Origin of the sequence: Bradyrhizobium australafricanum, assembly GCF_020329495.1 — a bacterium.
Classification (GTDB): Bacteria; Pseudomonadota; Alphaproteobacteria; order Rhizobiales; family Xanthobacteraceae; genus Bradyrhizobium; species Bradyrhizobium australafricanum.
The window spans coordinates 142406-156064 of sequence record NZ_JAGKJL010000011.1 but is presented as its reverse complement, the minus strand read 5'-3'; the positions used below and the strand labels follow the sequence as shown (position 1 = coordinate 156064).

Below are 13659 nucleotides of genomic sequence, written 5' to 3'. Positions count from 1 at the left end.
CAGCGGCGGCTGCCGTCGTGCGAGCTCTTCTCATGGCTATCTTGATCCGAGCAATCCTGGCCGGCGTCGTCGCGCTGGCGTCTCTCGGCGCCATCACGCAGCAGGTGCGCGACCAGGGCGTTACCGACACCGAAATCCGGATCGGCAATGTCATGCCGTATAGCGGCGCGCTGGAGATTTTCGGCCAGATCGGCAAGGCGGAAGCCGCCTATTTCGAGATGATCAACGAACGCGGCGGCATCAATGGCCGCAAGATCCGCTTCATGTCCTATGACGATCTGTCGGATCCCTCCAACGCCATGGATCTCACGCGCATTCTGGTCGAGACCGACAACGTGCTGTTGATGTTCGGTTCGTTCGGCACGCCGGGGAATCTGGCGGTGCGGAAATATCTCAACGAACGCAAGATCCCCCAGCTTTTTGTTGCTTCCGGCGATCACGAACTCAGTGAGCCGGCGTCCTATCCGTGGACCATGGGCTGGCAGCCTTCGTATCGCGAGGAAGGGCGCATCTACGCCAACTACATCCAGGCTTTCTATCCCGGCAAGAAAATCGTGGCGCTTTGGGAGAATGACCAGTTCGGGCGCGAATTGTTCAAGGGACTGGTGCAAGGGCTGGGCGACGTCGCCCACAACATCAGGGTCGACATCGCCTATGATGTCGACGATCAGCACCTGGACGGCCACGTCTCGATCCTGAAGCAATCTGGCGCCGAGGTCTTCGTGTTTGCCGGAGTGCCGGAAAATGCCGCCAAGGTGATCCGCGCCGCGGCCGATCACGGCTGGCGGCCGGTGTTCGTCGTGAACCAGATGGCGTCATCGATCGAGACGGTGCTCAAGCGGGCCGGCACGGAGAATGCGACCGGCGTCATCACCGCCGCGTTCCTGAAGGATGCGAGCGATCCGGCCTGGAGAGCGGAGCAGGGTGCCTGGTACAGCTTCCTGGACAAGTACACCAAAGCCGGCGGCAAGGATGACGCGGCCGCAGTCTACGGCTATGCCGCCGCCGAAACGATGGTCGAGGTGCTCAGGCAATGCGGCAACGACCTGTCGCGCGAGAATGTCATGAAGCAGGCCGCGGCGCTCAGGGATTATCAGGCGTCCGCCTTGCTCCCCGGCATCAAGATCAACACCGCTCAGTTCCGACCGGTCGAGCAATTGCGGTTGCTTCAGTTCGATGGCCGTAGCTGGCAGCCGATCGGGGATGTGCTCGATACGGCGTTCGCCGGTTCGGCCGGGAAATAGCAGCGATCAGGAGAAGGCACACAAGCCGCGCCCAATCGTTGCAGGCCTTCGCTCTTGCTGAAGCGCAAGGGCCAGTTGTGGTGCTACGTCGCTTGGACCGGCGGGCCGGTCTATTGCGGGAGGGCGCGCGCCGCTCGGCGCCGACGGGGCTTCGAAAGAGACGCGACTTCGAAAGTAATGACTTGTTGCGCGGATGGCACAGGAGGCCGCGGCCAAATCAGGTACATTGATACTGTATTGAAAGACTTTTCATCACCTGGAGCATTGCGTTGGCGTCAGACGCAGTCAGTCTGGCTGATACTACAAGCGTAGCGGACGCGGCGGCTGCTACAGCGCCTTTTCGCGTAAAGATCGTGACGCGCGACGAAATCGCAGGTTGTCCGGCTTGGGAGGCCAGTTTCGCCGACCTGCGCAAGGATCACCGCTACTACGAAATCCTGGAGGATACGCTCCGCGAGCGCGTTGAGTATCGGTACTTCGCAATCATCGACCGGGCAGGCTGTCTCCATGCCGTCCAGCCGTTTTTTCTTCTCGACCAGGACGTTCTCGAAGGACTTGGAGCGCAATGGCAGCCGCTGCTGGCGCGCATCCGAGACTTCGTTCCCGGGTTTCTCAAAATGCGAACCCTGATGGTCGGATGCTTCGCCGGTGAAGGGCATCTTGCCGGATCAAGCACGGTGCCGTCCGGCAAGATCGCGGAGCTTCTTTGCGGCGAAATCGTCACGCTCGCCCGATCGTGCGGGGCGCAACTCATCGTCCTGAAGGAATTTCCTGCGCGCTACCGGCCGGTGCTGGATTGCTTCGTCCGGCGCGGCTTCGCCCGTGCGCCGAGCATGCCGATGACGGCGCTCAATATCGAGCACGACGACTTCGATGCCTACATGCAAAATGCGCTGCCGCGATCGGCACGCTGGCAGCTCCGCAAGAAATTCAAGGCAACCGACGGTGAAACCATCGCTCTTACCGTCACCGACGACGCAAGGGATGCCGTCGACGAGATCTATCCGCTCTACCTGCAGGTCTTCGACCGCTCGAAATTCCGTTTCGAGAAACTGACAGCCGACTATCTTCGCCGGCTCGGCAGCGACATGAAGGACAAGGTCCGCTTCTTCATCTGGCGCCGTGGCGGGAAGGTGATCGCCTTCAGCCTTTGCATGGTCGAAGGCGACAGTCTGTTCTGGGAGTATGTCGGCCTCGACTATGCTGTCGCGCTCGACCTCCATCTTTATTACTACACCATTCGCGACATGATGAATTGGGCGATCGCCAACGGTTACAGGTGGCTTCGAAGCACGGGTCTCAGCTACGAACCGAAATTCCGGATGCGGCATGACCTCGATCCGCTCGACCTCTATGTGCGGCTTCGCTCTCCGCTTCCGAACGCGATCTTCAGGCTCCTGTTGCCCTGGATAGTTCCGGCCCGTTATGACAAGACCCTGCGCAAGTTCGCGAACTATCGCGAAGTCTGGTAGCGACCGATTGCGCGGCGCTATTCAAGGCCGATCGAGTGCGCCTTCTAAAGCCGCACCGCGGCAATCACGATCGGCATCGTGACCGCGGCCAGAATCGTCTGCAGCGTGATGATCTGGGCGAGCAGCGGCGCGTCGCCGCCCATCTGGCGCGCCAGCACATAGGCTGACGGCGAGGTCGGCACTGCGGCGCAGGCCGCGACGATGGCGAGGTTGGACCCGGTGACGCCGAACCACACCGCGAGCGCGACGGTCAGGACCGGCATCAGCACGAGTTTCAGCACCAATGCCGCGCTGGCAGCGAGGCTGGGGCGAAAGATGCCTTCCAGATGCAGCCCGGCCCCGGTGACGAGTAGGCCGATCGCCAGCGACGAGCCGCCGAGCGCGTCGGCGACGTCATACCAGATCTGTGGCAGCGGGATGTGCGCGACATTGATGACGAGCCCGATGACGCAGGCCCAGATCAGCGGGTTCTGCACGACAGTCATCACGATGGCGCCGGTCGAACGCTTCTCGGACGAGGCATATTTCGCCAGCACGGCGACGCTGAACACATTGACCAGCGGGATGATCGCGACCATCGCGACCGAAGCCAGGGCAAGGCCTGTGCTGCCATAGAGATTGCGCGACACCGACAGCGCGACATAGGTCTGCCAACGGGTCGCGCCCTGGAAGATCGAGGTGAAGGCGGGGCCGTCGACGCCGGCGCGCGCCAGCGGGCCGCGCAGCGCGAGACAGAACAGCGACATCACCAGCGCCGCGAGCAGCAGCGCGCCGCCGACGCCGGCGACCGGCACCGTGGTCAGGTCAGCCTTCACCAGGGTCTGCACTAAGAGCACCGGGAACAGCACATAATAGGTCAGCCGCTCCAGCCCGTGCCATTGCGTATCGAGCGGCATCAGCGTGCGCTTCAGGACGAAGCCGAGCACGATCAAGAGGAACACCGGCAGCAGCGCCGCGATCACCACGGCCATGGTCAGCGCTCTCCGCGCAGCTTCGCGAGCCGGTCCAGCGCACCCTGCAGGATGAAGATCGCGGCGTGCTCGTCGATCACCTCGGCCCGCCGGGCGCGGCTGACGTCCATCCCGATCAGCTCGCGCTCGACCGCCGCGGTCGAGAGCCGCTCGTCCCACAGCCCGATCGCAAGCGCGGTGAGGCCGGCGAGGTTGCGCGCAAACGCCCGGGTCGACTGCGCGCGCGGGCCTTCGCTGCCGTCCATGTTGATCGGCAGGCCGAGCACGAAGCCGACCGCGTTGCGTTCGGCGGCGATCGCGAGCAGCCGTGCCGCGTCGACCTTGAACTGCTTGCGCTGGACGGTCTCGACGCCAGTCGCCAGCCGCCGGTCCGGATCGGAGGCGGCAACCCCGATGGTCTTGGTGCCGAGGTCGAGGCCAACAAGCGCGCCGCGCTCGGGCCAGTGCGGCGCAGCTTCGATCAGGGGAAGGATGGGGGCGGGCATGACGCTAGCGCTTAGCACGCACCCGCGCGCCGAGGCAAAGCCCGGCACTGCCGTGGCGTCCATGCGAAAACGCCTCAGCGCGGGGAGCGGGCGGCCCGCGTAAGTCGGCGACCGGCTCGGGTCACGGTCACATCAACCGGCTTGGCCGCATACACCCAAAACGTTCGTGTTGTGACAAACTTCCGTTGTGATTGTGGTTCAGTTTGTGAGGGAGGTCACATGATACGCGTGAATTTCTGTTACGATATTACGTCAAGTTATGATCCGGGGGCAGCAATCGACCCGTTTCGGCCGGTCGTTTCATTGACGTGAATTCGTAAGGCTTTCGCGGCGCGCTATTTATTTTTGATTTTGAACGGAGAGCATCATGCTGATCAAGCCGACACTCATTACCGCATCGGAGCCGCGTCTCAAGCAGGCGGATTTCTCGCCGGCAGTAGACTTTCGATTGACTCCAGATCTGCGATCGCGATGAGTTCAAGTCATGTGCTGAAGCAATCGCAGCCTTGCACATAATTTTTCCAGGAGTGAAAATGATTGAGAACCGCAAATCCTCTGAATTGAGGAAAACCTTCCGATCAGCGCAAGCCTCAAAGTTTCTCTCTAAGCATCATCTAACGCCAGAAGGCATCGATCGATATCTAGATGCGCGCGATACGTTCGATACAGCGACGATTGTCAGCACTCCGCCAAACGTCAAAGAACCAGACTTCCCGATCGTCGGAGCTAACACCGATCCGAAGACTCGGCGTGCCGTCAACGATAGCAATTTCGAGGCCGACATGAGCGCGGCTCTGAGCGGTTTAGGCGTCGCCGGGTACTCTATGCGCGTGCGTCGCCGCGGACAAACTGTCTTCACCCTAAATGGCGGGTCAGCAAGGATTTCGCCTGACTCAGATGCAAAGAACTGGGACACGACTATCAAAATGCACGTGGCCAGCGTCAGCAAGCTTGTTACGTCGATGGCGGTTACGAAGCTCCTACTCGACAAGGGTATCGATGTCGACACCTCGATAACAAACTTTCTGCCACGCCATTTTCGGGTTGCTCCGACCTCGCGGCAGATCACCCTCCGCCATCTGCTCACCATGACTTCAGGCTTTCGCCAGATCCAATATGGAGGACTAAACGACGGCTATACTTATTATGATTTTAAACAGTACGTCGAACGCGGCGTCGATCCGGCAAATTTCGGTCAGTGGAGTTATCATAACGGCAACTTCATCGGTCTTCGGATCGCAATGGCAGTCATGTCAGGCATGATCGATCCTAATGCTGAGTTTGGCGTTCCAGAAGACCCCGATGCACATGATACGCTTTGGGACGCCCTCTCGGTTGATGATTACGTCAAATACGTGAGCCGCAATATTCTGAGGCCCGCCTCCGTCACTGCAAAAATCCATCCCGCCGACGAGGACAGCCTAGCCTATTCCGCATCACTTCGAGCGCCAGGCTGGAAGGCCGACCCCTGGTTAGGTGCCGGTACCGACGCCTGGTGGTTCTCTGTCGATGAGATTCTTAACATCATGTCGGCTTATTGGGACGGTGACGGGATTGTTCGCAAGTCCGCATCGCATCAAGCTCTTCGCTATAACTTCGGTCTTGACGACACGAAGGAGTGGCAGCTCTCGGACGGCGTACAGGACTGCTTCATGAAGAGCGGTTACTGGTCAGATGGCATGAGTCGAACGCAACAATGTTCGGTCACCTTCGCGCCAAATGATACTTTAATCGCTGTCTTCGTGAATTCACCCATTGCCTCGACGAACATCCCAAGCATCGTCGAAAGGCATCTGCAGGCAAACATCAGTTAGCGGTCCAACGAACAAGAGCGCGCCACCGCAGCCGGCTGCGAGCGGAGCGGCTGGCGCCCGTCGCCTTCCAGGCGCTCGTCCACAGAGACAACGGATCCTCTCCTCAATGAGACTTGCAGTAGTTCTGTTTTGTGTGAAGACCGGTCGGGGAACGAGCGGCAAATCGCCACGGTCAACAGATGTCTGCCTCGGTTAGAATCAGCCCGGGCATGACGAGTTTTTGGAGACACTGATCGTGCCGATCCCCCAATTGTGATTGCCCCGCCGGTCAGGCGGCGATCACCCGCTCGTCGCCACCGAGGCACGCGGCCAGCCCCTGCAACGCGCTGTACTGATGCGCGGTGCGGCGCTGGATGAACAGCGTCTCGACATGCGCATGCTGCGGATTGAGCTTGTGGATGTTGATGTCGCGCTGGACATGGTCGCGCTCGACGACGGCGCGCGGCAGCAGGGTGACGCCCATGTCGGCGGCGACGCAGCCGACCATGCCGTCGAGCGTGCCGAACTCGAACCGGACGGCCGACGGCCAGCCGAACTCGGTAAACACCTGTTCGAGACGCTGCCGGTAGGTGCAGCCGGTGCGGAACACCAGCGCGGTCGGGCCCGACTCCGGCGTGCCGGCGCGCAAGGCGGCCAGCGATTTCCAGCGCTGCGCGGTGACCAACACCAGTTCCTCGGTGAAGGCTGATGTCGCTGACAGTTCGGCATGCTCGATCGGACCGGCAACAAAGGCGCCGTCGAGCGAGCCGTCGAGCACGGCGGCAACGAGGTCGGCGGTCGGCGCGGTGCGCAAGGTCAGGCGCACCGCGGGATAGCGGCGATGAAACTCGGCGAGCAGCGTCGGCAGCCGCACCGCGGCGGTGGTTTCCATCGAGCCGATCGACAGTGGACCCTTCGGCTCGCCATCGTCGCGCGCGGCGAGCACGGCTTCGCGCGACAGCGCCGCCATGCGCTGCGCGTAGGGCAACAGGCGCCGGCCGGCACCGGTCAGCGACATGCCGCGGCTGTGGCGCTCGAACAGCGGCGTGCCGATCTCGGCCTCCAGCGCCTTGATGCGCTGGGTGACGTTCGACTGCACGGTGTTCAGCTCGTCGGCGGCCCGGGTGATGCCGCCGAGCCGGGCGACCGTGGAAAAGGTGAGCAGGTCGGTCAATTCCATCTGGGACCACCGTTCTGATTTAGAGATGGTAGCGTTCTCTAGTATTCATTATCCGAGAATGTTAGGCCCGCTTAGGCTGCAAGTCCAGAACAGCAAGTCCAGAACAGGGAGCAAGCGCATGCCGATCAGCACCGAATTGACGGCACGTCTGGACATAGAGCATCCGATCCTGCTCGCGCCGATGGACACGATTGCCGGCAGCGGGCTGGTCAAGGCGGTCAGCGCCGCCGGCGGCTTCGGCATTCTGGGCGGCGGCTACGGCGACAAGACGCGGCTCGAGACCGAGACCGCGAAGCTGAAGGGTTTTGCAAAGCCGTTCGGCATCGGCTTCATCACCTGGAGTCTCGCCAGGCAGCCCGAGCTGATCGACATCGCGCTGGATGCGCGGCCGCGCGCGGTGATGCTGTCATTCGGCGATCCCGCGCCGTTCGCGCCGAAGATCAAGGCCGCAGGCGCGCTGCTGATCTGCCAGGTGCAGAACGAGGAGATGGCGCGGCAGGCGCTCGATTGCGGCGCCGACATCCTGATCGCGCAGGGCACGGAGGCGGGCGGTCACGGCGCATCGCGCACCACGCTCGACATCGTGCCGGCGATCATCGATTTCGCGGCGGGGCGCGTGCCTGTGGTCGCGGCCGGCGGCATCGCGGACGGGCGTGGCCTCGCGGCGATGATGATGCTCGGCGCGTCCGGCGTGCTGATGGGAACGCGCTTCTACGCCAGCGTGGAGGCCGACGCGGCCGAGCAGGCCAAGCAGTTGATCTGTGCGGCAAGGAGCGGCGAGACGGTGCGCGGCGTGGTGTTCGACTGGTCGCGCAAGCTGATGTGGCCGGCGCCGTTCACCGCGCGTTCGCTCGCCAACGATCATCTGCGGCGCTGGAGCGGCCGCGAGATCGAGCTGATGCAGCGCGCCGACGAGGTCGCGGTGGAGTATGCTGCCGCCAAGGCCGCGGCCAATTTCGATGTCGCCGCGGTGTTTGCCGGCGAGTCCGTCGGCCTGATCCATGATATCGTTCCGGCGGCCGAGATCGTCGGCCGCATCGTCGCCGAGGCCGAGCAGTCGTTGCAGGGCCGGCGCAACTCTCTTTCCTCTTTGACCTGAACAAGCGTGAGACACACCATGTGGCCGGACCGTCGATTGATCGATCGTTTCAAGACCGAATTCCCGATCGTGCTGGCGCCGATGGCCGGCGTGATGGATGCGGAGCTGGTGATTGCGGTGGCGCAGGGGGGCGGGCTCGGCTCGCTGCCATGTGCGATGCTGTCGGCCGAGAAGGCGCGCGAGCAGGTCAACATCATCCGCCAGCGCGTCTCTGCGCCGGTCAACCTCAACTTCTTCTGCCACAAGGCGGTCGACGCCGATCCGGCGCGCGAGGCGAACTGGCGGCAACGGCTGGCGCCCTACTATCGCGAGCATGGTCTCGATCCGAATGCGCCGATCAATGCAGCGAACCGCGCGCCGTTCGACGCGGCGTTCTGCGCCGTGGTCGAGGAGCTGAAGCCGGAGGTCGTCAGCTTCCATTTCGGCCTGCCGGAGCCAAATCTGTTGCAGCGGGTGAAAGCCACCGGCGCCACCGTGATGTCGTCGGCGACGACGGTGAAGGAGGCGATCTGGCTCGAGGAGAACGGCGCCGACGTCATCATCGCGCAAGGCGCTGACGCCGGCGGCCATCGCGCCATGTTCCTGACCGACAACATCGCCGAGCAGCCCGGGACGTTCTCGCTGCTGCCGCAGGTGGTGGATGCGGTGAAAGTGCCGGTGGTCGCGGCCGGCGGCATCGCCGACGGGCGCGGGATCGCCGCGGCATTCGCGCTCGGTGCCTCCGGTGTGCAGGTCGGCTCGGCCTATCTGCGCTGCCCGGAGTCCAAGGTGACGGCGCAGGCCCGCGTCGCGCTGGCGCAGGCGAGCGACGAATCCACCGTCATCACCAATGTGATGACCGGCCGCCCGGCGCGCGGCGTCGCCAACCGTGTGATGCGCGAGGTCGGGCCGATCTCGCCGGACGCGCCGGCGTTCCCGCACGCAGCGACCGCCCTCGGACCGCTGAAGGCGGCTGCCGAAAAACAGGGGAAGGTCGATTTCACCAATCTGTGGGCCGGGCAGGCGGTGCGGATGGGCAAGGAAATGCCGGCGGCCGAGTTGACCCGCGCGCTGGCCGGCGCCGCGCTGGCGCGGATGGCGGCTCTGTCTCAGGCCTGACGCGCGGCCTCGTTCAGATCAGGCAGGCCACGTAGAGGATCGCGACCCCCAGCGCCGTGCCGATCGACCAGAGGGCCGGGTCCCAGCCCTCCGGGCGAGGGCTGCCGTTGAGCATTGACATGACGCGCTCCGAACTTTTCTGTTTGGGGTCGAGTAGGCGCCGTGAATGTTTCGGGACGACTTCGCGGCGGCCGCGAACTGGTTTCGTCGCGCGTTTCGCAGCCGGAATCCGTGGCAGGGTGTCTTGCCCGGTCGCCGGATGGGCTGCAAAGCCCCGTTGGGCGGGCAAATTCGCGCGGTTGCGGCGCAAAACCGGCCTCTGCTATACGGCAGGCTGACCTTTCAGCCCCGAGGCCCTATATAATGTCCGTAGACGCCACGACCGTCCGCCGCATCGCGCATCTGGCGCGGATCGCGGTCAGCGACGCCGAAGTTCCCCATCTCCAGGGCGAGCTGAACGCGATGCTGGCCTTTGTGGAGCAGCTGTCGGAAGTGAATGTCGACGGCGTCGAGCCGATGACCTCGGTGACGCCGATGGAGATGAAGAAGCGCGCCGACGTGGTCAATGACGGCGAGATCGCCGACGTCATCGTCCGCAACGCGCCCGACACCGTGAACGACTTCTTCCTGGTGCCGAAGGTGGTCGAGTAACGCAAGCATCGCGTTTTCGAGCGAAGTGGATACCGGTTCGCGTGAAGAAAACGCGTCAAACAAAAGCGACAAAGTCCAATGTGTCTGCTGTGCGACGATGAGAAGGCCTACAAGGCCTATATGGACTTCCTCGATGCCATGGAGCGCAAGGGGAAGGTCGCCGATCCCAACGCGGCGATGGACGCCGTGCTCGACCATCTCGAGGCGCTTGACGCCGCCCGCGCCAAGGAAAATGCCAAGGCAAATAACCTGGCGCGCCAAGACGACCCCGCCAACGACAAGACCCTGTCTCCGTTCTTCTGCAGCCCGATCAATAAATGACTGATTTGACATCGCTGACGATCGCCGAGGCCCGCGAGGGCCTGGCGAGCAAGTCTTTCACCGCCGTTGAGCTGACCGACGCACATCTCGCCGCGATCGAAGCCGCGCGCGTGCTCAATGCCTATGTGCTCGAGACGCCCGACCGCGCCCGTGAGATGGCCAAGGCCGCCGACGCGAAAATTGCAAAAGGCGAGGGCGGACCGCTCGCCGGCATCCCGCTCGGCATCAAGGACCTGTTCGCGACCCGCGACATCAGGACCACTGCGTGCTCGAATATCCTCGGCAGTTTCATTCCGCCCTACGAGTCGACGGTGACCTCGCAGCTGTGGCGCGACGGTGCAGTGCTGCTCGGCAAACTCAACAATGACGAATTCGCGATGGGCTCGTCGAACGAGACCTCGTGCTTCGGCCCGGTCACCAACCCGTGGCGGCGCGAGGGCTCCAACACCACGCTGGTGCCGGGCGGCTCGTCCGGCGGCTCGGCTTCGGCGGTGGCGGCTGCTCTCTGCATGGGCGCGACCGCGACCGACACCGGCGGCTCGATCCGCCAGCCCGCCGCGTTCACCGCAACCGTCGGCATCAAGCCGACCTATGGCCGCTGCTCGCGCTGGGGCATCGTCGCGTTTGCATCCTCGCTCGACCAGGCCGGCCCGATCGCGCGCTCGACGCGCGATGCGGCGATCCTGATGCGCTCGATGGCGGGGCACGATCCCAAGGACACCACGTCGGTCGACATCGCCGTGCCGGACTACGAGGCCGCGATCGGCAAGTCCGTGAAGGGCATGAAGATCGGCATCCCTAGGGAATATCGGCTCGACGGCATGCCGGCCGAGATCGAAAAGCTCTGGAGCGAGGGCGCGCAGTGGCTGAAGGCCGCCGGCGCCGAGCTCGTCGAGGTGTCGCTGCCGCACACCAAATACGCACTGCCTGCCTATTACATCGTGGCACCGGCGGAGGCCTCGTCGAACCTCGCGCGCTACGACGGCGTGCGCTACGGGCTGCGCGAACCGGGCAGGAACATCATCGAGATGTACGAGAACACCCGCGCCGATGGTTTTGGCGACGAGGTGCGCCGCCGCGTGCTGATCGGCACCTATGTGCTGTCGGCCGGTTACTACGATGCCTATTATCTGCGTGCGCAAAAGGTGCGGACGCTGATCAAGAAGGATTTCGAGGACTGCTTCGCCAAGGGTGTCAACGCGATCCTGACGCCGGCGACGCCGTCGGCAGCGTTCGGCATCGGCGAGAAGGGCGGCGCCGATCCGGTCGAAATGTATCTCAACGACATCTTCACGGTGACCGTGAACATGGCGGGCCTGCCGGGCATCGCCGTGCCCGCCGGCAAGGACACGCAAGGTCTGCCGCTCGGCCTGCAGTTGATCGGCCGTCCGTTCGACGAAGAGACGCTGTTCTCGCTCGGCGAGGTGATCGAGCAGGCGGCCGGCCGGTTCACGGCGCCTAGATGGTGGTGAGCGATGGCGGATTTCCGCGCCAGTCTCGCTGACACCGCGCCCGATGCGGCGCTGTCGCCGCCGCTCGCCGCGTTGTGGTGGGCGAAGAAGGGCGATTGGGACCAGGCGCACCGCATCGTGCAGGATGAGGGCGACGCCAATTCGGCCTGGGTGCATGCCCATCTGCATCGCGTCGAGGGCGATCTCGGCAATGCCGGCTACTGGTATCGCCAGGCCGGCCAGCCGGTCGCAAAGGACACGCTCGAGGCCGAGTGGGAGCGGATCGTAGCCGCGCTGCTGGCGCAGCGCGGCTAAAGGACGCCGGTGCGGAGGCACCGCGAGCATTAACCCTGTTTCGGCCGCCATGCCGCCGCCCAGATTGGCCGTGATAGGCTAGTGGAACCGGGCGGGGGCCAGCTGCAAAAGAGAGTATTCGTGCGTGGGTCGGGCATAGGGGGATGGCTGTCAGCAATGCTGATGGCCGTGGTGGCGGCGGGCCTTGCCGGCTGCGCCTCCGTCTACAATCTGCCCGGCAATGTGCCGCTCGGCGCCGCGCTCGCTGACAACAGCAGCGCTCGCGACATTCCGGCCTACGAAGATGATCTGCTGCTCGCGCTGTCGTTCTCCGGCGGCGGGACCCGCGCGGCGGCGTTTTCCTTCGGCGTGCTGGAGGAGCTTGACCACACGCGTTCGAGTGCGGCGGGCACCAAGACGCTGCTCGACCGCGTCGACTTCGTCTCCGGCGTCTCCGGCGGATCGGTCACCGCCGCCTATTTCGGATTGAAGCGCCGCGCGGCGCTCGACGATTTTCGCCAGCGCTTCCTGCTGCGCAACGCCGAGGAGGGACTGAAGACCCGGATCTCGCTCGGCAATATCGGGCGCGCGCTCGGCGGCGGCGTCAACGACAGCCAGTTCACCGACTGGCTCGATCAGAATTTGTTCGACGGCGCGCGGTTCGACGCATTGGCCGACGATCGCCGGCCGCGGGTCTGGATCAACGCGTCTGATATCTACAACCGCACGCCGTTCGTGTTCGGCAAGACGTCGTTCGATGCCTTGTGCAGCGACATCAGATCGTATCGTGTCGCCGAAGCGGTGGCGGCATCCGCCGCGGTGCCGCTGGCGTTCGCCCCGATCGTGCTGCAAACCTATCCTAGCGGTTGCGCCGCGCCGCTGCCGGCCTGGCTCGAGCGGGTGCGCAACGATCCGAACGCACAGCCGTTGCTGCGCGCCTACGCCGAGGCCCAGGCACATTACCGCGACGGCTCGATGCGCTACGTCAAGCTGCTCGATGGCGGCCTCGTCGACAATTACGGCCTGTCGGGGCTGAGCATCGGCTTGCTCGCCGCGCAGCGTCCCTACGAGCCGCTGAACGAACGGCAGGCGGCCAAGCTGAAGCGCATTCTGTTCCTGGTGGTCGACGCCGGCCGCGGCATCTCCGGCGACTTCGTGCAGACGCTCGAAGGGCCGAGCGGCGTCGAACTGGTGTCCGCGGCCGCCGACACCGCGATCGATGCCAGCGTGCGCTCCAGCTACGCCGCCTTCACGACGCTTGCCGAGGACTGGTCCGGCAAGCTGAAGCGCTGGCGCTGCGGGCTGTCGGCGGCGGAGCGCAGCCGGCTCGGCGTCAGCGCAGGCTGGAAATGCGGTGACGTCGCGATCTATGTCGAGCGGCTCGGCTTCGACCGGCTCGGACCGGACCGCGCCGGCATCCTGAATGCCATCCCGACGCGGTTGTCGCTGCCGCCGGAGCAGGTCGACCAGCTGATCGCGGGCGGCGCCGACGCGCTGCGCTCGAGCAAGGCCTACCAGCAGTTCCGGCGCGGGCTCTGATCCCGCCGCAGGCGACGGCGGCGGGCCGCAAGAGGACAGGAAGGCGGCTTGACTGGCGCGA

14 protein-coding genes are annotated in these 13659 nt (G+C 64.2%); 10 read left to right on the top strand and 4 right to left on the bottom strand.

Features of this window, described 5'->3' with window-relative positions; translation table 11 throughout:
- Positions 1–32 precede the first annotated feature (32 nt).
- The gene (locus J6525_RS12885; protein WP_225644813.1) at positions 33–1244 is read left to right on the top strand and encodes an ABC transporter substrate-binding protein; all 1212 of its coding nucleotides are present in this window, start codon (positions 33–35) and stop codon (positions 1242–1244) included.
- A gap of 275 nt (positions 1245–1519) precedes the next feature.
- On the opposite strand, the gene J6525_RS47255 is transcribed toward J6525_RS12885, so the two are convergent.
- A complete protein-coding gene (locus J6525_RS47255) occupies positions 1520–1903 on the bottom strand; it encodes a hypothetical protein (protein ID WP_312009788.1) in 384 nt (127 codons plus the stop codon).
- An 18-nt stretch (positions 1904–1921) separates the two neighbouring features.
- Here J6525_RS47255 and J6525_RS12880 point away from each other — a divergent pair, with 18 nt between their 5' ends.
- Entirely contained in the window at positions 1922–2716 is a 795-nt protein-coding gene (locus J6525_RS12880) for a GNAT family N-acetyltransferase (protein ID WP_312009787.1), read from the top strand.
- A 44-nt stretch (positions 2717–2760) separates the two neighbouring features.
- Here J6525_RS12880 and J6525_RS12875 read toward each other — a convergent pair whose 3' ends face one another.
- The gene (locus tag J6525_RS12875) at positions 2761–3687 is read right to left on the bottom strand and encodes an AEC family transporter (RefSeq protein ID WP_225644811.1); all 927 of its coding nucleotides are present in this window, start codon (positions 3685–3687) and stop codon (positions 2761–2763) included.
- A gap of 2 nt (positions 3688–3689) precedes the next feature.
- The gene (gene ruvX, locus J6525_RS12870) at positions 3690–4172 is read right to left on the bottom strand and encodes a Holliday junction resolvase RuvX (protein ID WP_225644810.1); all 483 of its coding nucleotides are present in this window, start codon (positions 4170–4172) and stop codon (positions 3690–3692) included.
- A 533-nt stretch (positions 4173–4705) separates the two neighbouring features.
- Between ruvX and J6525_RS12865 the strand changes: the two genes are divergently transcribed.
- Positions 4706–5986: a serine hydrolase domain-containing protein gene (locus J6525_RS12865; RefSeq protein WP_225644807.1), complete on the top strand. Its 1281-nt coding sequence runs from the start codon at positions 4706–4708 to the stop codon at positions 5984–5986.
- Between the two features lie 268 nt (positions 5987–6254).
- On the opposite strand, the gene J6525_RS12860 is transcribed toward J6525_RS12865, so the two are convergent.
- Complete coding sequence (locus tag J6525_RS12860; RefSeq protein WP_225644805.1) at positions 6255–7145, bottom strand: LysR family transcriptional regulator; 891 nt, start codon at positions 7143–7145, stop codon at positions 6255–6257.
- Between the two features lie 58 nt (positions 7146–7203).
- Here J6525_RS12860 and J6525_RS12855 point away from each other — a divergent pair, with 58 nt between their 5' ends.
- From J6525_RS12855 to J6525_RS12825, 7 genes are all read left to right on the top strand, one after another.
- On the top strand, positions 7204–8244 hold the full coding sequence (locus J6525_RS12855; protein WP_225644803.1) for an NAD(P)H-dependent flavin oxidoreductase: 1041 nt from the start codon (positions 7204–7206) through the stop codon (positions 8242–8244).
- An 18-nt stretch (positions 8245–8262) separates the two neighbouring features.
- Positions 8263–9342, top strand: a complete 1080-nt coding sequence (locus J6525_RS12850) for an NAD(P)H-dependent flavin oxidoreductase (protein ID WP_225644801.1) — start codon at positions 8263–8265, stop codon at positions 9340–9342.
- A gap of 363 nt (positions 9343–9705) precedes the next feature.
- The gene (gene gatC, locus J6525_RS12845; protein WP_225158886.1) at positions 9706–9993 is read left to right on the top strand and encodes an Asp-tRNA(Asn)/Glu-tRNA(Gln) amidotransferase subunit GatC; all 288 of its coding nucleotides are present in this window, start codon (positions 9706–9708) and stop codon (positions 9991–9993) included.
- 78 nt (positions 9994–10071) lie between these two features.
- A complete protein-coding gene (locus J6525_RS12840) occupies positions 10072–10314 on the top strand; it encodes a hypothetical protein (protein ID WP_028333819.1) in 243 nt (80 codons plus the stop codon).
- Positions 10311–11786 (top strand): Asp-tRNA(Asn)/Glu-tRNA(Gln) amidotransferase subunit GatA, encoded by a 1476-nt coding sequence (gatA, locus tag J6525_RS12835; RefSeq protein ID WP_225644799.1) that lies wholly within the window; start codon positions 10311–10313, stop codon positions 11784–11786. The genes J6525_RS12840 and gatA overlap by 4 nt, the downstream gene beginning before the upstream one ends.
- 3 nt (positions 11787–11789) lie before the next feature.
- Positions 11790–12080: a hypothetical protein gene (locus J6525_RS12830; protein ID WP_225158888.1), complete on the top strand. Its 291-nt coding sequence runs from the start codon at positions 11790–11792 to the stop codon at positions 12078–12080.
- Between the two features lie 156 nt (positions 12081–12236).
- On the top strand, positions 12237–13598 hold the full coding sequence (locus tag J6525_RS12825) for a patatin-like phospholipase family protein (RefSeq protein WP_225644798.1): 1362 nt from the start codon (positions 12237–12239) through the stop codon (positions 13596–13598).
- Positions 13599–13659 lie beyond the last annotated feature (61 nt).

Bases quoted from the DNA above. Each gene is read 5' to 3' on its own strand.
- J6525_RS12885 (WP_225644813.1), top strand. From the start codon at position 33: ATGGCTATCTTGATCCGAGCAATCCTGGCCGGCGTCGTCGCGCTGGCG.
- J6525_RS47255 (WP_312009788.1), bottom strand. From the start codon at position 1,903: ATGCCCTTCACCGGCGAAGCATCCGACCATCAGGGTTCGCATTTTGAG.
- J6525_RS12875 (WP_225644811.1), bottom strand. From the start codon at position 3,687: ATGGCCGTGGTGATCGCGGCGCTGCTGCCGGTGTTCCTCTTGATCGTG.
- ruvX (WP_225644810.1), bottom strand. From the start codon at position 4,172: ATGCCCGCCCCCATCCTTCCCCTGATCGAAGCTGCGCCGCACTGGCCC.
- J6525_RS12865 (WP_225644807.1), top strand. From the start codon at position 4,706: ATGATTGAGAACCGCAAATCCTCTGAATTGAGGAAAACCTTCCGATCA.
- J6525_RS12860 (WP_225644805.1), bottom strand. From the start codon at position 7,145: ATGGAATTGACCGACCTGCTCACCTTTTCCACGGTCGCCCGGCTCGGC.
- J6525_RS12855 (WP_225644803.1), top strand. From the start codon at position 7,204: ATGTTAGGCCCGCTTAGGCTGCAAGTCCAGAACAGCAAGTCCAGAACA.
- J6525_RS12850 (WP_225644801.1), top strand. From the start codon at position 8,263: ATGTGGCCGGACCGTCGATTGATCGATCGTTTCAAGACCGAATTCCCG.
- gatC (WP_225158886.1), top strand. From the start codon at position 9,706: ATGTCCGTAGACGCCACGACCGTCCGCCGCATCGCGCATCTGGCGCGG.
- J6525_RS12840 (WP_028333819.1), top strand. From the start codon at position 10,072: ATGTGTCTGCTGTGCGACGATGAGAAGGCCTACAAGGCCTATATGGAC.
- gatA (WP_225644799.1), top strand. From the start codon at position 10,311: ATGACTGATTTGACATCGCTGACGATCGCCGAGGCCCGCGAGGGCCTG.
- J6525_RS12830 (WP_225158888.1), top strand. From the start codon at position 11,790: ATGGCGGATTTCCGCGCCAGTCTCGCTGACACCGCGCCCGATGCGGCG.
- J6525_RS12825 (WP_225644798.1), top strand. From the start codon at position 12,237: ATGCTGATGGCCGTGGTGGCGGCGGGCCTTGCCGGCTGCGCCTCCGTC.